General features: G+C 63.6%; 17 protein-coding genes. 8 read left to right on the forward strand and 9 right to left on the reverse strand.

What is annotated here, in order from left to right; all coding sequences use genetic code 11:
• Window positions 1-75: 75 nt before the first annotated feature.
• The 4 genes from HU144_RS03540 to HU144_RS03555 form a co-directional block, all read right to left on the reverse strand.
• On the reverse strand, window positions 76-588 hold the full coding sequence (locus HU144_RS03540) for a GyrI-like domain-containing protein (protein WP_235350170.1): 513 nt from the start codon (window positions 586-588) through the stop codon (window positions 76-78).
• Between the two features lie 203 nt (window positions 589-791).
• Window positions 792-1,466: an anthranilate synthase component II gene (locus HU144_RS03545; RefSeq protein WP_235350171.1), complete on the reverse strand. Its 675-nt coding sequence runs from the start codon at window positions 1,464-1,466 to the stop codon at window positions 792-794.
• Window positions 1,463-1,636 (reverse strand): hypothetical protein, encoded by a 174-nt coding sequence (locus tag HU144_RS03550; RefSeq protein ID WP_186293079.1) that lies wholly within the window; start codon window positions 1,634-1,636, stop codon window positions 1,463-1,465. Before HU144_RS03550 ends, HU144_RS03545 begins: the two co-directional genes overlap by 4 nt.
• Before the next feature lie 2 nt (window positions 1,637-1,638).
• On the reverse strand, window positions 1,639-2,742 hold the full coding sequence (locus HU144_RS03555) for a class E sortase (RefSeq protein ID WP_235350172.1): 1,104 nt from the start codon (window positions 2,740-2,742) through the stop codon (window positions 1,639-1,641).
• Between the two features lie 380 nt (window positions 2,743-3,122).
• On the opposite strand from HU144_RS03555, the gene HU144_RS03560 reads away from it, so the two are divergent.
• On the forward strand, window positions 3,123-4,001 hold the full coding sequence (locus HU144_RS03560; RefSeq protein ID WP_235350173.1) for a cell division protein CrgA: 879 nt from the start codon (window positions 3,123-3,125) through the stop codon (window positions 3,999-4,001).
• A gap of 449 nt (window positions 4,002-4,450) precedes the next feature.
• Here HU144_RS03560 and HU144_RS03565 read toward each other — a convergent pair whose 3' ends face one another.
• Window positions 4,451-5,158 carry a rhomboid family intramembrane serine protease gene (locus HU144_RS03565; RefSeq protein ID WP_235350174.1) on the reverse strand — a complete coding sequence of 236 codons (708 nt, stop codon included), beginning with the start codon at window positions 5,156-5,158 and terminating at the stop codon, window positions 4,451-4,453.
• A gap of 76 nt (window positions 5,159-5,234) precedes the next feature.
• Entirely contained in the window at window positions 5,235-5,774 is a 540-nt protein-coding gene (locus tag HU144_RS03570) for a peptidylprolyl isomerase (protein ID WP_235350175.1), read from the reverse strand.
• Between the two features lie 172 nt (window positions 5,775-5,946).
• Here HU144_RS03570 and HU144_RS03575 point away from each other — a divergent pair, with 172 nt between their 5' ends.
• A complete protein-coding gene (locus HU144_RS03575) occupies window positions 5,947-6,834 on the forward strand; it encodes a hypothetical protein (protein WP_235350176.1) in 888 nt (295 codons plus the stop codon).
• Between the two features lie 168 nt (window positions 6,835-7,002).
• Here the strand turns inward: HU144_RS03575 and HU144_RS03580 are convergent, their stop codons facing one another.
• Together HU144_RS03580 and argS are read right to left on the reverse strand one after the other, a co-directional pair.
• Window positions 7,003-8,274, reverse strand: coding sequence for an MFS transporter (locus HU144_RS03580; protein ID WP_235350177.1), 1,272 nt, complete (start codon window positions 8,272-8,274; stop codon window positions 7,003-7,005).
• The gene (argS, locus tag HU144_RS03585; protein ID WP_235350178.1) at window positions 8,271-9,995 is read right to left on the reverse strand and encodes an arginine--tRNA ligase; all 1,725 of its coding nucleotides are present in this window, start codon (window positions 9,993-9,995) and stop codon (window positions 8,271-8,273) included. The genes HU144_RS03580 and argS overlap by 4 nt, the downstream gene beginning before the upstream one ends.
• A 36-nt stretch (window positions 9,996-10,031) precedes the next feature.
• On the opposite strand from argS, the gene HU144_RS03590 reads away from it, so the two are divergent.
• The gene (locus HU144_RS03590) at window positions 10,032-13,457 is read left to right on the forward strand and encodes a S41 family peptidase (protein WP_235350179.1); all 3,426 of its coding nucleotides are present in this window, start codon (window positions 10,032-10,034) and stop codon (window positions 13,455-13,457) included.
• Between the two features lie 303 nt (window positions 13,458-13,760).
• On the opposite strand, the gene HU144_RS03595 is transcribed toward HU144_RS03590, so the two are convergent.
• A complete protein-coding gene (locus tag HU144_RS03595; RefSeq protein WP_235350180.1) occupies window positions 13,761-14,417 on the reverse strand; it encodes a hypothetical protein in 657 nt (218 codons plus the stop codon).
• Window positions 14,418-14,680: 263 nt separating this feature from the next.
• Here HU144_RS03595 and HU144_RS03600 point away from each other — a divergent pair, with 263 nt between their 5' ends.
• The 5 genes from HU144_RS03600 to HU144_RS03620 all read left to right on the forward strand — a co-directional run bounded on the left by HU144_RS03600 (window position 14,681) and on the right by HU144_RS03620 (window position 19,941).
• Window positions 14,681-15,508, forward strand: a complete 828-nt coding sequence (locus HU144_RS03600) for an enoyl-CoA hydratase-related protein (RefSeq protein WP_235350181.1) — start codon at window positions 14,681-14,683, stop codon at window positions 15,506-15,508.
• Between the two features lie 46 nt (window positions 15,509-15,554).
• A complete protein-coding gene (locus HU144_RS03605) occupies window positions 15,555-16,700 on the forward strand; it encodes an acyl-CoA dehydrogenase family protein (RefSeq protein ID WP_235350182.1) in 1,146 nt (381 codons plus the stop codon).
• An 87-nt stretch (window positions 16,701-16,787) separates the two neighbouring features.
• Complete coding sequence (locus HU144_RS03610) at window positions 16,788-17,534, forward strand: SDR family NAD(P)-dependent oxidoreductase (RefSeq protein WP_235350183.1); 747 nt, start codon at window positions 16,788-16,790, stop codon at window positions 17,532-17,534.
• A 69-nt stretch (window positions 17,535-17,603) separates the two neighbouring features.
• A complete protein-coding gene (locus HU144_RS03615) occupies window positions 17,604-19,301 on the forward strand; it encodes an AMP-binding protein (protein ID WP_235350184.1) in 1,698 nt (565 codons plus the stop codon).
• Entirely contained in the window at window positions 19,291-19,941 is a 651-nt protein-coding gene (locus tag HU144_RS03620; protein ID WP_235350185.1) for a TetR/AcrR family transcriptional regulator, read from the forward strand. Before HU144_RS03615 ends, HU144_RS03620 begins: the two co-directional genes overlap by 11 nt.
• Window positions 19,942-19,963 lie beyond the last annotated feature (22 nt).

Genomic DNA, 19,963 nt, shown 5'->3' on the forward strand with positions numbered 1-19,963 from the left:
GTCCGACCAGGCCGACGGTCTGAAACGGCTGGGGCCGCCATCGAGAAGTCTCGGTGGCGGCCCCAGTTCGTCTTCTCAGGACAGGGTGAGGAAGAGGTCGGTGCGCAGATCCGCCGGGTCCATATCGGGATTCGGCTCTGTCACGTAGACCTCGAAGAACGGCAGGTCCGGGTGGTGTCCGGCCTCGACGACTGCCTTCATCAACCCCGCCCAGGCCTCACCCAGTCCGTCATATCCACCGGCATGGGTCAGTGCGGCGATCGATCCGCCGGGCAGCTGAGACGGGATCGCAATGAGACCTTCGCCCAGAGGCAGAGCCTGCTTCAGCCCCGAAGTGAGCGGAAGGCCGATCTCCAGGTCGACGGTGTCGCTGGGTTGGCGCGTGTACAGCGCGAATGCGGGACCAGCGATTTCCTGCTCAGCCTCGGCCAAGGCAGGGAACAGCCCGGAATACACGGCGTCGAAGTGGCTTGGAAGGTCCTCCATTGCGACATTCCTGACCTCTACGACGGCGGTGGGCACCGACGTCGCCTCGAACACGGTGAGTTCGGGGAATGGTTCGATCCGGTTGATACTCGACTCTGACATCAGTAGGTCCTCTCGGTGTGTGTCCCGATCCTAATATGCCGAACAGGGCCACCGGAAGAGTCTGAGCACGATTGCCCAGCTGTCGCGGCCGTCTGAGCCTGAGTGGCGGTTCAAGCCGGAGTGACGGTTCAAGCGGAAGTGGCGGTTTAGGCCGAAGCAGCCAACTGAGCCGGAGTGGAGGCTGCGTAAGCCGGAGACGCAGCTTAGGCCGGAGTGGCGGCCGGGACGGGCTTCGCCGCGATCGCCGAGGCCATCGGAGACATCGCGGCAGCCTGCGCGGCGGCACCTTCGATGCCGCAGACCTCGAGCCAGTTGCCCAACATCAGATAACCGCATTCCGTGAGCACGGACTCCGGGTGGAACTGAACACCGAACAATGGCTGCTCACGGTGTTCGATGGCCATCACGACTCCATCATCGGTGCGGGCGGTGACCAGGAACTTCTCGAGATCGATGGTCTCATCGACGATCGCCAGCGAGTGATAGCGGGTCACGGTCAGCGGGTTCTTGCAGCCGAAGAAGATGCCCTGACTGTCGTGGGTGATGACCGAGGTCTTTCCGTGCATGAGCACCGGCGAGTGGGTCACTGTGGCGCCGAAGACCTCTCCCAGCGCCTGATGGCCCAGGCAGACTCCGAACACCGGGGTGCCAGACGTCTCCGCCCAGGCGATGAGGTCCGGGCACACTCCCGATTCGGCCGGCACACCCGGGCCCGGTGACAGCAGGACACCGTCGTACTCCGAAGCCAGGGTCACGACAGCCTCGGCGGTCATATCGTCATTGCGGATGACGTGCGTTTCGGCTCCGAGCTCACGGACGTAGGACACGAGCGTGTAGACGAAGCTGTCGTAGTTGTCGACGACGAGGATCTTTGTCATTGGCCACCGCTTCCATCAGTCACAGTTGCGTTGTTGAACGGCATGTAGGGGGCGACGACCGGGAAGACGTACTGCATGAGCAGCAGCACCACGGCCGCGATGAGGATGAGGGCGAAGATGAGTTTGATGAACCAGTTGCCCGGAAGCAGTCGCCAGATCAGACCGTACATTCTCAGGCACCACCGTTCTTGCTGACCTTGTCGTAGGCTTTCGAGTCCTTGATGTTATCCGGTGCACCGTCGCCGGCCGGAGTCCAGTCGGTGAGCTCGGCGTAGGCGACGTAGCGCTCTCGGGCCGAGAACATCGGGTTGCAGGCCGTCATCGTGAGGATCCGGTCCTTGCCCTTGAATTTCGGTTCGCTGGGGACCGGTGCGAGCACCTCGACGGCATCGGGGAGGATGATGTCGAAGTTGCGGAACGTGTAGGTGTAGAAGCCGTCCTTGGTCTGGACGATGATCTCATCGCCGGGACGCAGCTTCGCGATCTGGTTGAGCGGTTTGCCGTAGGTGACGCGGTGGCCGGCGATCGAGAAGTTGCCGACTTCGCCCGGCATCGCTGAGTTCGGGTATCGACCCACGCCCATCCGGTTGAGGACGGGTTCGAGATCGACGCCCTCGGCGACCGTGCGGTAGTAGTCGTCGCCGAAGCGGGGAATGTAGAAGATGCCGAACGCCTCGTTCTTCCCCACCGGATCCGCTACGACAGGTTCGTCCGGGTCGTCCGGAAGCTCGTTGGGGTCCTGGTTCTGCCAGTCATCGGTGAGCTGGTCGGCCAGCACCTCGTTGTCGCGGTTGGCTTCGATATCGGTCCACCACAGCTGCCAGACCACGAACAGGATGAGCACCATTCCGGCGGTGATGCAGAGCTCGCCGAAGGTGCGGATGGTGCCGCGAACTGGGCCCAGCGGCTCACGCTCCGGCTTCTGCCTCCGACGGTTGGTGCGACGACCTCCGTCGTTGCGTCCGCTGTCGGTCTGTGGGCTGTAGTTCTGTGCACTGTAGTTCGCAGTGCCCGCACCTGCACCCGCATGGGCGCCGAGGTTGGGGTCCGTTCCGCTGTTGACCGCGGGCATTACCTGGGTCGAGTCCGAGTAACCGAGGGGCGCATCGGTGTAGACGGCGGTCGGAGCCCCGTTGGCGGCCGCAGCTTCAGCCTCGCGACGCCGGAGTTCACGGCGGCTGGGAAGTGGTTGATCGGTCGCTGAAAACGAGCCGGATCCGGGGTTCGAACCTGAGCCCGAATTCGGCGCTCCGCCGAGGTCGGGTGCGGAGGTCATAGGCTCTGTGGACGGGTTCGCTTCGTGGCCGCCGTATCCACCCTGCGACTGGTGTCGCTCATTGGCCGGGTGATGCGCGGAGTTCTGCCTCTGAGCAGGACGAATAGTGGGTCGCGATGACGCGTCTGCGTCTGATTCGTTACCCGGGAAGGGACCATTCACCACTGCTGCACCGTGCCTATTGTTTCGAATCCGGGGCTCGCCCAGAGGACAAGCGGGGACACCGTATTGCACTTTATCGCATGAAACTGCACAAACAGGTCGTTCTCAGGGTAGTTGGAGTTTTTAAAACTGCTGGATGTCACGAGTAGACTGATGTCCGATTGTCCCTATTCATCAATCGGTGACCTCAGCAATGGTCGGCCGTATAAGGAGTACTCGTGGCCAAGTCCAACGGACGGACCCAGCGCCCCCAGCGCACTTCTCGCAACTCGTCGAAGGCCAATGTCGAAACCACGACCCAGCCGAACGACGATGTCGAGGCAGTAGAGGACTCGCAGGTCGAGCAGACGGAGGATCTGGAGGACGAGAGCCTCGAGGGCGACCTCCTCAACCTGGATGACCCCTCCGACAAATCCGACGTGCTTGCCGACGATGATGTCATCGACGGCGACGCTGAAGTCACCGACGCCGAAGTCACCGGTGGCGACGCCGATGCCTCCGCTGTCGGCGACGACGACGCTGCAGACGACAACGCTGCAGATGACAACGCTGCAGATGACGAGACGGCCAAGAAGTCCACGGCAGCCGCGGCCACCGGCAAGAAGGCCACCTCGAAGGACTCCGGGGCCAAGAAGGCTGCCGCCGCTGATAAAGCTGATGCAGCCGACACAGCCGACGAGTCCACCGCCGATGCCAAGAAGACTGAGAAGTCTGAGAAGGTCGACAAGGCAGCCAAGTCCGACAAGGACAGCAAGTCTGCCAAGAAGAGCGAGACCACCAAGGGTGCCGCCGCCAAGGGCTCTGCTGCCAAAGGCTCATCGGCCAAGCGCACCTCGCGTTCGGGCAATCCGGCCAAGCGCCCCCAGGGTCGCAAGACCGCCTCTTACACCTCGCAGTCCGGTCAGCAGACGATCAAGCCGAATCCTCGCTGGTTCCTGCCGGTGCTCATCGGCCTCCTGCTCATCGGCCTGATCTGGCTCGTGACCTTCTACGTCTCGCAGGGCGCGTTCCCGGTCGAGGCTTGGCAGAACTGGAACATCCTCATCGGCTTCGCCTTCTTCGTCGCGGGGCTGATCATGTCCACGCGCTGGAGGTAGTCGGCAGGCACCACCCTTGCTGACGAATGACGGGGGTTGCGTCGACCACCGGGTGTGCGCACCCGCAGGTCGACGCAACCCCCGTTTTTCGTTGGCGTTGCCGCCGTCAACGCGTGACCTGCCCCGTCAGTGCGCGTGACCTGCCCCGTCAGCCCATGCTCACACGGCGGTCGCCTGCGGGTGGGGTGATGGCCCCCTATTGACGTTTCAACTGCCTTGGCGTGCACTTGTCCACAGGGTCGAAGTTATACCCAGGCCGGGAGCGTCGCTTGTGCATAACTTATTTTGGGCCTGTGACCTGGGAAAATACACACATGTAAGTTATCCACCATGTGGATAAAGGTTGTGGACAACTAAATTCAGCCTCCGAACACGCCAATTATTCACGGAAGTCTGATACAAGCCTGAGAGTCGTTGCGGACACCTCAATGAATGGTCAGCGCTGCTCTTCACATGGCGGCGATCTGCCAGGCGTCGTTGATCTGCCAAGCGCTGGCGGCGAGCATCAGGAGAAGCAGCCCGAGGGCCGCGAGTGCGAACATCAGCGTCGACTGCTTCTTCGGCACCAGCAGAGCACCGCAGCCGAGCACGAACCCGGCGATGAGCCCGCCGAGGTGGGCCTGCCAGGACACTCCTGCGACGAGGAATCCGTATCCGAAGTTGAGGGCAACGAACAGCACGACCCCCGTGATGTTGCGGTCGAGCTTCCGTGTCGGCACCAGCAGCACGCCGATGATCGCAAAGACCGCACCGGAGGCACCGATGTTGTTCGTCACCCAATCCACAGAGAACGGCTTCGCGAGAACGAGGACCATGACTGATCCACCGATCGTCCCCAGCAGATAGACGACGAGGAATCGCCAGCGGCCGAGAGCTCGCTCGACGAATGATCCGAAGAAGAACAGGCCGATCATATTGGCCAAAAGATGGAACGGTGAGGGCTGTTCGTGCACCAGAGCCACCGTGAGGACCCGCCACGGCTGTTCAAGCACGAGGGCGGGTACGAAGCTCAGCCGATGGGTGAGATCCAGGCTGGGCAGCAGCTGGGCCAGGAAGACCACGCCCGTGAGGATCATGATCACACTGGTGACCAGCGGAGGGGTCACAGAAAGGGCCCGGCCGGTCTCCCGGGCCGAGCCCTCCTGAGGTGTGTCCATCACACCATGGTACTCAGTTCAGTGAGTCTTCAGTGCTGCAGGACAGCAGGTACCGATGCTCACCAGCGAATCAGAGTCAGCCGTTGATCTCGACCGATTCCAGGACGACTGGTTCGACTGGCTTGTCCATGGCAGCGGTGCGGACGTTGTTGATCTCGTCGACGACCTTCTGCGAGGCCTCGTCGGCGACCTCGCCGAAGATGGTGTGCTTGCCGTTGAGCCATGGGGTCTCGGCGGTGGTGATGAAGAACTGCGAGCCGTTGGTGCCGCGTCCCATCTGCTTGCCGGCATTGGCCATGGCCAGCAGGTACTTGCGATCGAACTGGAGTTCCGGGTGGATCTCATCATCGAATGTGTAGCCGGGGCCGCCGGTGCCGGTGCCCAGCGGGCAACCGCCCTGGATCATGAAGTCCGAGATGATGCGGTGGAAGTTGAGGCCGTCGTAGAAGGGGCGCTTGGTGGGTTCGCCGGTGGCAGGATCGGTGAATTCGCGCTCACCCTTGGCCAGTTCCACGAAGTTGGCAACAGTCTTCGGCGCGTGGTTGCCGAAGAGGTTGATGGTGATGTCACCATGGTTGGTGTGCAGGACTGCTGTATGCGTAGAAGCTGTAGTCATATGGCCATTCTTCCACGCCCCCGCGGCTTCCGCAGATTCCGCCGGGTCGGTTTGCGGACTCTGTCAGTGTTTCTGCAGACAATTTCATGACAGCCTGATGTCCGGCGGCTTGCACCTAGGCCGTAGACTGAGACTGATCAATTGACCCCGACAAAGAGGATTGGGAATGTTCATGTCGAAGAAGTCAGCTCGAGATCCGTTCACTTCGAAGCTCGATTCCGCGAAGAAGACGTCACTCCGAGTCCTGGCCGATGCCAGCGGGGCCGCAAGTCCAAAACTCCGCGAAGCCGCTGACAAGGCACGCCCTCAGGTCGAGGCGCTTGCAGAGAAGGCACGCCCCCAGGTCGAGGCGCTAACAGAGAAGGCTCGGCCGCAGGTCGAAGCACTGGCCGATCGGGCCGAAGGTCTTGCCGTCAGGGCCCGCCCTCAGGTCGAAGCATTTGCCGACAAGGCCAATGACCAGGTTCACGCCTGGGCCGACAAGCTCGATGCCTACCGCCCCGAAGCCACCGAACGTGCCGGCAAGTTTGCGAGCAACGCCGCCAACTCGCTTGCAGCCGTTGAGACCCCCCAGCTCGTCGACGATCTCGCTGTGCGCCTGACCGGCGACAAGAAGGCCGTGAAGAAGGCCCGCAAGGCCCTCACGAACGCCGGAAAGCGGATCCAGAAGGACACCGCACGCAAGTCCGGTGGCGGCAAAGCCGCAGTCGTGTGGACCTTGGTCATCGGCTCGGCAGCCGGAATCGGCTACTACGTGTGGAAGAAGGCGCAGCCGGTCGAGGACCCATGGTCGACACCGCTGCCCAACAACCGTCCCGAGGATGCTCGTCCGGTGGGCTCAACCCCCGCTTCCCGCCAGGGAACAGCACCCGAGGTCTCGCAGACCGCAGTGCCCGAGTCGAAGACTGCCGAGGCCACCGCCACGACAGCAACAGCACCGACTCCGAAGCCTGCGACCGAGGCCAAGGACACCAAGGCGACGCCGGCGACCATCGTCAAGCCTGCCGAGGATTCGAAGTCAGCCGCCGAGACGGTGGAAGATAAGAACGCCAAGCACTGATCTGTTCGCCAAGCTCTGATCTGTTCGGCAAGCATTGACCTGTTCGGGGAGGTCGACTGACAAGGTCAACTGACCGGTCGATCGCCTGATCCAGACAGATAGAACGGCTCCCGCCGCTGAAGTTCACCCACGTGAAGACGTGAGAACAACAGCGACGGGGGCCGTTCGTCATTCACCCAGAACCTCGCGCCTGTTCGCCGGCCCACCGCCCCGGAAGCGACCGGAGATGCGGACCGCCAGCAGCCCCGCGATCGTGAAGGCAAGAGTCGCTGCGAGGATGAGCAGAATCGGAGCAGTCCACCCATCGGTGACGTTGCCCAACCAGCCCGCGAACGGCGGCGCCAGCGTGGCGGCAAGGTAACCGCCTCCCTGCACCCGTGCCGAGGCCGAAGCGGTTTCCCTATCACTGCCGGCGGTGCGGGCGATGATGGAGAAGATCGCAGTGAATCCGCCGCCTTGGGCGACGCCGCCGGTGATCGCCCACAGCACGTATGTGCTCGGAGCGAGCAGCAGTCCGACAGGCAGCGAGAGCCACAGTGCGGCGATGATCGCCACCGGCACCCAGGGCTTGGCTCGGGCCGCCAGCAGCGGCACACCGAATGCGCCGAGAATGGCAGCGACCTGGAACAGCGAGGCGGTGCCGCCCGAGGCTGCCGAGTCCAGCCCTCCTGTGTCGGAGAGGATCGAAGGCAGCCACGTCGTGGTCGTGTAGTAGGCAATCGACTGTCCGCTGAAGGTGATCACGAGCAATGCGATGATGCGACGGAACTCGGGAGGTGCCTCGCGCCAAGGACGACGTGCCGGTGTGGGCTCTGGTGCCGGTGACGATTCGGCCGATGCCGCGAAGATCGCAGTGCGGCGGATCCGCAGCCGGATCATGAACAGCCAGTAGATGAGTCCGATCACGGCCAAAGCACCCCAGATGGCGACGGCCCACCGCCACCCGAGAGCTTCGGCCAAGGGGCCCGTGCCGAGCAGTGTGATCATGGAGCCGACGTTCATGGTGGCCGAATACAGGCCGGTGACCATCGACACCTGGTTCCAGGGGACCTCGCGCCGGATGATCACCGGCACCGCGATATTGCCCAAGGTGATCGCGATTCCGATGATTCCGGTGCCCACGAGCACGAGCCAGGGTGGACCCAGGGAGCGCAGCACGGTTCCGAGAAGGACTCCGGTGAGGCACGACAGCACCGCTGCCTCGGCACCGAAGCGTCCGATGGTCTTCCCCGCAACAGGAGTGACGAGGGCGAACAGCAGCACTGGCAGACCGGTGAGGAGGCCCACCCCGGCGGCGCTCAGCCCGGTGTCGTGCTGAATGTCACCGAGGACGGCGGTCGGTGCGATGATCGGTGCTCGCAGGTTGATCGCCAGAACGACGATGCCCACGACCATCCACGGCAGCATCCGCCGGGCGACGGAAGGGTCAGGCTGGTTCACATGCGCTCGGGCACGCGAATGCCCAGGACGCCGAGGCCGGCCTCAAGCACCTCGAGGACCGTCTGGCTCAGCCGCAGCCGGGAATCGCGCACTTCGGCGGATTCGGCGATGAGAACCGGGCACTGCTCGTAGAACGAGGTGAACGATTGGGCGAGGTCGAAGAGGTACGTGCACAGCCGGTGCGGCGTGGAGCCGGCGACCACCTCGGCGAGGACATCGGAGAACCCGAGGATCGCCAAAGAAAGCTCACGCTCGGCAGCCTCGCCGAGGTGGATCGGCGCAGCCGTGAACGCATCCCCGTCCGCCTTGCGCAGGATCGAGCGGATCCGGGCTCCGGCGTACTGGAGGTAGGGCGCGGTGTTGCCGATCGGGGCGAGCATCCGGTCGAGGTCGAAGGCGTAGCTCGTGTCGTGGGCGACGGAGAGGTCGGCGTACTTCACGGCGCCGATACCCACGATCTGTGCGACCTCGGCTTCCTCTTCGGGGCTGAATTCGGCGTTCGACTCCTGCAGTGTGGTCTTCGCGCGGGCGACGGCCTCATTGAGGAGTTCGGCCAGGCGCACGGGGGCACCGCTGCGGGTGCGCAGGATCTTCCCGTCGTCACCGAGCACGTTGCCGATCTTCACGTGCTCGACCGCAACCTCCTCGGGCAGCCAGCCGGCGGCTCGAGCGATGGAGAAGACCATTTCGAAGTGCATCGCCTGCGGGGTGCCGACGACGTAGAGGGCACGATCGGCCCTGAGGGTGCGCACCCGATGACGGACAGCCGCGAGGTCCGTCGTGGCGTAGCCGTAGCCGCCGTCGGATTTGCGGATGATGAGCGGCAGAGGTTCGCCCTCACGCCCGGTGAAGCCCTCGGGGAAGACGCACAGGGCACCGTCGCTGATGCGGGCCAGGCCCTTCTCCTCGAGCTCGGCGCAGACCGCGGCAAGGTCATCGTTGTAGATGCTCTCACCTGCCAGGTCCTCATCGGTCAGGGTGACGTCGAGGAGTGAGTAGATGTGGTTGAAGTAGATCCGTGAGAACCCGACGAGGCGCTCCCAGAGTTCGAAGGTCTGCTCGTCGCCGCCCTGCAGCGCGACTACGCGGGCACGTGCGCGGGTGGCGAAGGCCTCATCGCTGTCGAACTTCGCGCGCGCGGCCTGGTAGAAGGCATTCGGGTTGGCCGAGATGTCCTTGGCCGTCTCCGATTCGATGCCGACGTCGAGGAGGTGTTCGATGAGCATGCCGAAGGGAGTGCCCCAGTCGCCGATGTGGTTCTGGCGCACGACCGTGTTGCCGACGTATTCGTGGGTCCGGGCCAGAGCATCGCCGACGACGGTGGTCCGCAGGTGACCGACGTGCATCTCCTTGGCGACATTGGGCGCCGAATAGTCGATGACGATCCGCGCTCCGCTCGTCTCTGACTCGACCTCGGTAGCGGTTCCCTGGTTCAGGGTCGATGCCAGGAACTCGGGGGTGAAGGTGAGGTTGATGAAGCCGGGACCGGAGATCTCCGGGGTCTCACAGATCCCCTCGAGATCGAGGTTGGCCACGATCGTGGTCGCGATGTCGCGCGGTTTGGACTTCAGCTCCTTCGCCAGAGGCAGCGCCACGTTGGCCTGGAAGTCGGCGAACTGGCTGCTCCTGATCACAGGGTCGCGTCGCGTGAAATCCTCGCCGAAGGACTGTTCGAGGGCGAGTGCGAAACGATCGTTGAGAAGCGAAGTCAAAGATGGCATGCCACCATTCTATTGGTCAGAGCCCGACTGCGCCGCATGGGCCGCGTCACCTCGGCGCCCAAGCCCGAGCACCTGCGCCGACGAGAACTCGCAGAGCGTGCAAATTGGCTGGGCATCCTCCTCTTCCACAGCGCCGGGTCCGTGCATGCTTGTAATGTGGGTCACGTGAATTCCAACACTTACCTCCGGTATCCTCACATCCACGGTGATCTCATCACCTTCGTTGCCGACGATGACGTGTGGCTCGTCGCCGCCGAGGGTGGGCGTGCTTGGCGTCTGACCTCGGATCATGCTCCCGCGCGCAGCCCCAGATTCTCCCCTGACGGATCCCGTATCGCCTATGTCTCGCACCGCGATGGTCACCCTGAGCTCATGCTCGCCGAGGTGGCTTCCGGTTCTCTGCACCGGCTCACCTGGCTGGGGTCGACGGCGATGACGATGCTCGGTTGGGCCGACGATGAGCGCATCCTCATCGGCTCCAACGCCGGCGAGTTCGAGTCACGCAATCACGTGGTGAGGTCAGTGGGAATCGACGGCAGCGTCGAACGCCTGTCCTGGGGCAGAGCCTCGGGAATGGCCCACCACCACTCATCGGTGACCGCCCTGGCGACTCCCTACAGTCGTGAACCCGCGCACTGGAAGCGCTACCGAGGGGGAACCGCGCCCCGGCTCTGGCTTGATCGCAGCGCAGACGCCAGGGGCAGCGGAGTCCAGTGGCAGCGGCTGCTGCGCGACGAAGAGGCGTCGCTGACCGATCCGCTGTGGGTGGGAGACTCACTGGTCATCACCTCTGACAAGGCCGCGAGCTTCCCCCATCATGCCAACGAGCAGGCCAACCTCTGGATCTGGGACGGTCTGGCCACACGCAGCGATGGGGATCCGGGTGAGCCCAGGCAGCTGACGTTCCAGACCGAAGCCGAAGGGTACGTCCGCAATGCGACGACCGACGGGACGCGCATCGTGTGGCACAGCCGCGGCGAGATCCGCATCCTCGACAGCCTCGATGCCAGCATACGGACCCTCAAGGTCCAGCTTCCGGGCACCCAAGTGCAGCCGCTCAACCTCGACTCGAAGTCCAGGATCGGCGCCATCGCCCCAGATCACGAAGGTAACGCCTCCCTCATCGAATGGCGGGGAAAGACTTTCTGGTTGGCTCATCGTGAGGGCCCCGCACGAGCGTTGTGCGCGGACTCTTCGATCCGCACACGCCTCCCGGTGGTGCTCGGACAGACTGGACAGGCGGCCTACGTCACCGACGTCGAAGGCGAGGATGCCATCGAAGTTCGCGCCACCTCGGCGACGGCTTCAGAACGTCGGATCGGAGCGGGCGCTCTCGGACGAGTTCTGCACATGACCTCCGATCCGTCCGGAAAGACCTTAGCCACGATCTCCCACGACGGAAGCGTCCGTCTCGTCGAGGTCGGGAACGGCAAGACCCGGCTGGTGGGGCATTCGGGCTTCGGCGAGGCCAGGTCTCCCGAGTTCTCACCCGACGGACGGTACCTCCTCTGGTCACAGCCCACTCAGGGTGAGGAGCAGCTGGCGCAGCTCATGCTCGTCGACACCAAATCAGACCGCGAGGCGCTGGCGCTGACCAGCGGGAAGTACAACGACTACTCCCCCACATTCACCGCCGACGGCAAATACGTGGTGTTCCTGTCTGACCGGACTTTCGATCCTGCCTACAATCAGCACTCCTTCGATCTGTCGTTCAACGGTGTGACCAGACCGTGGCTGCTGCCGTTGAGCGCCACTGAGCCGGCTCCATTCGGACCGACCTCGAGCGGTTGGGCGATCAGCGAACTGACCGATGAGGCCTCGAAGGCAGAGAAGGCCAAAGCGGAGAAGTCCAAGGTCACCACCGTCGAGTTGGATGTTGAGGGCGCCGAGGAGCGGATCCTCGCGTTCCCCGTCTCTGCCGGTGTCTTCCGGAAGCTTGAGGCTGCTGTCGGCGGTGTCCTGTGGATCCGTGCCGGGGAATCGGAGGACGGCGTGCTCGGCACCGACCTTGATGCCCCTCCCACAGAGTCGATTCAGTACTTCGACTTCGCCAAACGCAAACTCGTCACCATCGTCGACAAGGCAGATGCCTATTGGGTGAGTGGGGATGGCAAGCTCATGGTCGTCTACGATGACGGCGATGTGACGGTGCGTCCGAGCAACCGCAAGGTCGAAGACGACGATGACGAGTGCGTCGCGGTGGATCTCTCCCGGCTGCGCTTCGAACTCGACCAGCGTGCCGAGTGGCTGCAGATGTTCGAAGAGAACTCGCGCATCATGCGCGATCACTATTGGCGTGCAGACATGAACGGCGTGAACTGGGAAGGGGTCACCCTGCGGTGGCGCCGAGTCGCCGCGAAGGCACTGACCCATGATGATCTCGTCGATGTGCTGTGGGAGACGGTCGGGGAACTCAACACGTCTCATGCCTATGTCACGCCCTCGAATGCCCTGGGCAACCCGTCGAAACGACTCGGCTTCCTCGGCGCTGACCTGGAACGGACACCGAGCGGATGGCAGATCGCACGGATTCTGCCCGGTGAGAGCAGCGAACCCGCGGCCAGATCGCCATTGCGTCAGGCAGGTGTCGGAGCTCAGGAGGGCGACATCATCCTGGCTGTCGATGGCCAACGGGTCGATGAGGTACGCGGCCCCGCCGCCCACCTGCAGGGAGCCGGCAACAGGATCGTCGAACTCACCCTGCGCCGTGGTCGCAAGGACCGCGTGGTGGCAATCGTGCCGCTGACCAGCGAGGAGAAGCTGAGGTACCAGGACTGGGTGCGATCGAGGCGGGAGTATGTGAGGTCGAAGTCCGAGGGACGTGTCGGGTATGTGCACATCCCGGATATGATGCCCAACGGTTGGGCGCAGCTGCATCGCGACCTCAGACAGGCGATGTCGGCCGACGCTGTCATCGTCGATGTCCGATTCAACCGCGGCGGTCATACCAGCGCCCTGGTGGCCGAACGCTTCGCCGATCGTGTCATCGCCTGGACCGCTGTGCGCAGCTACGATGCCATGATCGCCGACCCCGAAGACGCACGACGAGGGCCCGTGGCCTTCGTCGCGAACGAGTTCTCAGGCTCCGACGGTGACATCATCAATGCCCGTGCTCAGGCCAAGGGCTTGGGCCCCGTCATCGGTGTGCGCACCTGGGGCGGAGTTGTCGGCATCGACGGCCGCTACGACCTCGTCGACGGCACCGGTGTGACTCAGCCGCGTTACGCCTTCTGGCTTGAGGGCAAAGGCTGGGATGTGGAGAACTACGGTGTCGAGCCTGATATCGAGGTCGAGCATGATCCTTCACAGCTGTTCAGTGAGGACGATCTGCAACTCGATCGTGCCATCGCCGAGGTGCTCTCCAGCCTGGAGAAGACCCCTGCGGCCACGCCCCCGGACTTCCCGGCCCCGCGCGTGCAAACACCCCCGAAGCCCCAGGCCCCAGCCGCGCCCACGGAGTAACCCCGGTGGCGCCCACGGGCTAGCCTCAGTCGCACTCACAGGCTAGTCCCGGCGGCGCTCACGGAGTAGTCTCGGCGGCGCTCACGGAGTAGTCTCGGCGGCGGAGCCAGCCCTCCGACGAAGCACCAGGGCCTGGGTTCCCCGAAGCGGTCCAGCCTCCGGCCCGATCTACTCGTCATTGTGGGCTCGCGTTCGATTTTTCGCTTGGAATCGCACGCGAGCCGACAATGACGCTCGCGCGATGGGCCCGTGGCCCGTGGCCCGTGGGCGCTGTGGCTGCGGTGGGTGCGGGGGTGAGCAACGTCAGCGGTCGTCGACCGCGACGAGGGCCCAGAGTCCGAACGCCAGGAGCACGAACCCGGAGATGATCCCGCTGAAGATGGGGATGAACGCTGGGATCGAGGCGAAGAAGGCGATGAAGCCGGCAATGCCGCACAGGGTGACGACCGTGGCGAGAATATGGAACCGGTCGAGTTTGAACACGTGGCCGAGTGCATAGAAGTGGGTGCCGACGACGAACGCCACCCAGGCCACGCCGAGTTCTGGATGTCCTAAACCGCTCAGCAGGCGCGTGCCTCCGAAGAGCGCAAGTGCTTCGATCCCGACGATGATCCAGTAGCTGCGTCCGAAGGGAACGGTCCGACGCGGTCCGGCCGCAGCCTGCCCCTCAGCGATCGCAACCTGCCCCTCGGCTGGCTCGGCTGGCTCAGCGGACGCGGCCGATTCGACGGACGTTGCCGAGGAGACATGGGCGCGCTTCATGCGGCCCAGTGAACGAATCGCGAAGAACACGATGACCGCGAAGGCCGCGATTCCCATGATGAGCACGAGGATACGGCCCAGGGTCGAAAACGATGCACTGTTGATGATGAGGAACACCAGGCCGAATGCTCCGCCGATGAGGGAGCCGATCTCCGCACCGGCAGCCGGCTGCGGTCTGGTCTCACGGGGTTGAGTCATCACTGCCCTCTCGAAGGTGCACGGATACCACGGGGATACGAGGATCGGTTCTATCATTACATTCTCACACTCCGCACCGGGTACTCCCGCGAACCCGCAGAAGCGATAGCGATTCGCCACTCTGGCTTCATCGACTCAGACGTCACCGACTCAAGGGTATTGACCTCGACACTGAACTAGTGTTCACTTGGTGTGAACATAGATTCATTTTCTTGCGGGATCGGCTGCCGCCGCCCGCAGGACATCAGCTTGAGGAGGCAAAGATGCCAGATACACACGGATCCGCGGCCGCTGCGCAGGAGTTCGCCGACATCCTCTACGAAGTCGAGGAGTCCTATGCGGTCATCACCATCAACCGCCCAGACTCGTTCAACTCCTTCCGCTCACAGACAGTCGACGAGCTTATCGAGGCTCTGACACTGGCCTGGGGCGACAATCAGGTCCGCTCAATCATCCTCACGGGATCCGGGCAGAAGGCATTCTGCGCCGGAGGGGACGTCAAGCAGAAGGCGAAGACCGGCGACTACGGTCCCAGCCGCTACGGGATGTTCCGCATCTCTGAACTCCACAAGACCATGCGATCCGTGCCGAAGCCCATCATCGCCGCCGTCAACGGCGTCGCCGTCGGCGGAGGCAACGTCCTCAACACCTTGTGCGACATCACGATTGCCGCCTCCCATGCCCGCTTCGGACAGGCCGGACCCAAGGTCGGATCCTTCGACGCCGGCTACGGCACTGCGTTCCTCGCCCGAGTCGTGGGCGAGAAGCGAGCACGCGAGATGTGGTACTTCTGCGAACTCATCGACGCCCAGAAAGCCGAGATGTGGGGCTTGGCCAATGAGGTCGTCGAAGCCGAGCAGCTCATGCCCCGAGCCAAGGAGCGAGCCCGAGCACTGGGTCTCAAGGCGCCGACCGCCCTGCGCTTCCTCAAGCAGTCGTTCAATGCCGACTCCGAGATGCAGACCGGTTTCACCAATCTGGCAATGAGCGCCCTCGACCTGTACGCGCACTCTCCCGAGTCGCATGAGGGCGCTGCCGCCTTCGCCGAGAAGCGCGATCCCGACTTCAGCAGCTTCGACAACGCGTACTGAACCGCAGGCAATCAGGCCGACCAGCCCACCAGAACAGAGGACCACAGTGGACTTCGCAATCACCCCAGAGGCCCAGTCGCTGCTTGACACTGCAGCGAGCTTCGAGGAGCGCCTCATCTCCGAGGCACGTGACCGGGAGAATGCCGGGAAGATCGGCACCGATCTGACACTGGAGATGGGCAGCGCCGGTCTCATCGCCCCCGAACTCTCGCCCCACCTCGGCGGACAGGGCCAGACGAAGGTGACCGCGGGACTGGTCACCGAGGCGATAGCTCGCGGCGACCTCAACGTGGCGTATCTGCAGGTGGTGGGCTCACTGATGGGTCAGGTCATCGCGCGCAATGCAAGCGCCGAGGTGGCCGAACACTATTGCCGCCTCATCACCTCCGGTGCCGAAACAGTGGCCATCGGCCTCTCCGAGCCCGACGCCGGCTCGGATGCCGGCAATCCCCAGAGCACCGCCAAGCGTGACGGTGGGGATTGGATCATCAACGGCACGAAATCGATGTCACTGGCGCTGACCTCGACGGCCACGGTCATCTTCGCGAGGACCGATCCGGACGCGAAACGAGGGAAGGGCATCTCCGCCTTCCTCGTCGACCTCGACGCCCCAGGAGTCACCCGCACCCCGATCACCGATATGGGACAGTCCGCGGTGGCCCGAGGCTCGGTGGACTTCACCGACGTCAGGGTCCCCGGCGATCACCTCCTCGGCGCGGAGGGAGCAGCGTTCTCCCAGGTCATGCAGGGCTTCGACTTCTCCCGTGCTCTCATCGGCCTGCAATGCACGGGCAGTGCCACCCGAGCGATCGAGGATGCCTGGGACTATGTGAAGGGCCGGGAGGCATTCGACCAGCCGCTGTCGACGTTCCAGGGCGTCTCATTTCCCCTCGCCGAGGCGGAGACCAAGATGGCCGCCGCCAGGCTGCTGTGTCTGAACACTCTATGGCTCGGCGACGAAGGCCTGCCCCACACCTCACAAGCGGCGATGTGCAAGTGGTGGGCACCCCTGGAGTCCTATCACGCCATCCATCAATGCCTCCTTCTGCACGGCCAGAACGGCTACAAGCAGGATCGCGACGTGGAGAAGCGCCTACGCGACGTGCTCGGCATGCAGATCGGGGACGGGACCGCCCAGATCATGAAACTCGTCATCGCCAGGGAATCGGCCGGACGCGCCTTCGCCCCCTGACCAGCACACATCTGGGCCAGCACACATCCGACGAAGGCAACTGACCAGCACATCTGACAACATCACCATCCGAAGGGACCACACATCATGTCTGCACTGGACAATCGCATCATCATCGTCACCGGCGCCGCCTCCGGGATCGGCAAAGGCATCGCCACCCGCCTGGCCGCAGACGGAGCCACCATCGTCGTCGCCGACCTCGACGCGGCGAAGTCACAGGAAACCGCCTCGGCGCTGGGAAATGATTCCATCGGCGTCGCCGTCGATGTCACCGATCGGACCAAGGTCGATGCCATGACCGCCAAGGTGGTCGAGACTTTCGGCCGCATCGACGTCCTCGTCAACAATGCCGGCTGGGACAAGGTCGAACCCTTCATGGACTCAACGGCCGAGACCTGGGACCGAGTCATCGCGATCAACCTGATCGGCACCCTCAACTGCACGCAGTCGGTCGCCTCCCACATGATCGCCGCCGAATCCGGGGCCGTGATCAGCATCGGCTCCGATGCCGGACGCGTGGGCTCGAGCGGTGAGGCCGTGTACTCGGCGGCCAAGGGCGGCATCATCTCCTTCTCCAAGACCTTCGCCCGCGAGGTCGCACGGCACAACATCACCTCCAACTGCGTGTGCCCGGGACCGGCCGACACCCCGCTGTTCGCTGAGATCTCCGAGGACAACCCGAAGCTGCGCACCGCACTGGAGAAGGCGATCCCGATGCGCCGCCTGGCACAGCCTGACGATCTGGCAAATGCCGTTGCCTTCTTCGCCAGCCCCGAATCCAACTACGTCACGGGTCAGACGCTCTCCGTCTCCGGCGGACTCACCATGGCCTGACCCTCACCCACCGAGTCTCCACAACGATCCTCCATCACCGGCACGAGACCAGAGCAAAGGAGCCCTGACATGCCAACCCGATTCGACACGATCCTCACCGACTCCCTCATCGACAAGCACACCTCGACAGGTGCCTGGAAGAACAAGACGCTGCTCGATCATCTGGACCACTGGACGAGCGAGACTCCCGATTCGGTCGTGTCGCGAGACCCCTATGGAAGCCACACATACCGACAGCTCTCCGCCGACGCCGAGGCATGTGCCAGGGCCCTCGTCGACCTCGGTGTGCAACCGGGTGAGGTGGTGGGCATCCATCTGCCCAATTGGTACGAATGGTTGGTCATCCACCTCGGCGCTCTCAAGGCGGGGGCGGTCACGAACGGTCTCATCCCCATCTACCGCGACCGCGAGATCGGATACATGGCGAAGAAGGCCGCAGTCACGGTTCTCTTCGTCCCCAACCGGTTCCGCAAGTTCGACTACCCGGATATGGTCGACCGTCTCAGGGACAAACTGCCTGATCTGCGGCATACGATCGTCCTCGACGCTCCCGGAGAAGATCCGTTCACCTCCCGCGAGGGCTTCGAACGATGGACGGACTTCCTGGATCGCGGGACCCGAGGCTCACCGGGGTCAGCTGGTTCGCCAGGTTCGGCCGAGGCGGCGGCGAGCATCGACTGGGAGACGCGCAGGCCCGATCCCAATGATGTCGGTCTGATCCTCTTCACCTCGGGGACCACCGGTGATCCCAAGGGGGTCATGCACACACACAATTCGGTGCTCTCCGCGTCACTGCCCTGGCCTGACCACCTTGGCCTCGGGAATGGCTCCGTCATCCACATGGCCTCGACCTTCGGTCATCTCACCGGTTACATGTACGGAGTCTGCCTGCCGCTGCTCATCGGTGGGACCGGCGTGTTCCAGGATGTCTGGAACGGCGAGGAGTTCGCGCGACTGATCGAAGAGTTCGGCATCGAGCACACTTCGGGCGCCACCCCGTTCCTGCACGATCTCATCGAGGCCGCCAAGACCACGGATCGTGATCTCTCGAGTCTGCGACACTTCTGCTGCATGGGCGCTCCGATTCCACGCGTCATGGTCCACGAGGCCAAAGAGCTGCTGCCCAACCTCAACGTCTTCGGCGGTTGGGGGCAGACCGAATGCGGACTGGTCACCATGACCGCCCCCGGCGATTCCGATGACAAGGTCACGAGCACAGACGGTCGTGCGCTCGGCGATATGCAGGTGCGCATCGTCGATCCGCTCGGCGAACCGATCCCCGCCGGAACCGAAGGAAAGGTGCAGGTCAAGGGCCCGTTCCTGTTCGTCGGGTATCTCAGCGAACCGAAGCTCACCGACGAGGCCTTCGCCGGCGACTGGCTGGACACCGGCGATATCGCAGAGATGGACGACGACGGCTTCATCAAGATCGGCGGTCGATCGAAGGACATCATCATCCGCGGTGGAGAGAACATTCCCGTCGCCTACGTCGAGAACATCATGTACGAGCATCCCGCCATCTCCCAAGTGGCGATCGTGGCGGTGCCCCACCCCCGCCTGCAGGAGATCGCGTGTGCCGTGGTCACACTGCGAGAAGGCCACACGTTCACCATGGATGACCTGCGCGAATTCTTCGCCGCCAAAGGCGTGACCAAACACTATTGGCCGGAGACCCTGCAGTGCCTCGATGAGTTCCCGCGGACCCCGAGCGGTAAGATTCAGAAGTTCAAGCTGCGGGAGGAAGTGGTCAGCAGGCATGACAAGTGAGACTCAGGACGTCAACGTCGTAGTGCGCGGTGCTCGCGCGGAATTCCGTGAGAAGCAGATCGTCGATGCCGCCGTCGGCCTCATGCAGACGAAGGGCTCACATGCCGTGTCGATGCAGGCGATCGCCAAGTCTGCCGGTGTCAGCGTCGGACTGCTGTACAAGTACTTCTCGGATCGGGAGCAGATCGTGCTGGCCGCGATCACCCGGGTTCTCGAGGACTTCCGGCTGCGCGTGCCGGCGGCGATCGAGGCGACCGAGGATCCTGTGCATCGGATCATTGCGGCTTTCACCGAGTTCTGTCAGGTCGTCGATGACCATCGTCAGGCGGTCGTCCTGACCTATCAGACTTCCAGGGCGCTCTCACGCGCCGGACTGGCGTCCATCCAGTCGCAGGAGCTGGCCACTCTGCAGCCGCTCATCGATGTCGTCGCCGAGGCTGCCGACAAGGGTGACCTGCACGCGGTCGATGCGAGCACGCTCGGTCACAACCTCATGACCCTGGCTCATATGTGGGCCCTCAAACACTGGTACTTCCAGCAGACGCAGGTCAGTCTGAGCCAGTACATCGACCGGCAGGTTCGCACCGTGGTGCTGAGCAACCTCAGCGACGGCGCACGGAAGAGAGTGAAACTGAACTAGTGTCCGCTGCTCCCGTGGTGTC

Origin of the sequence: Brevibacterium sp. UCMA 11752, assembly GCF_021532235.1 — a bacterium.
Taxonomy (GTDB): Bacteria; Actinomycetota; Actinomycetes; order Actinomycetales; family Brevibacteriaceae; genus Brevibacterium; species Brevibacterium antiquum.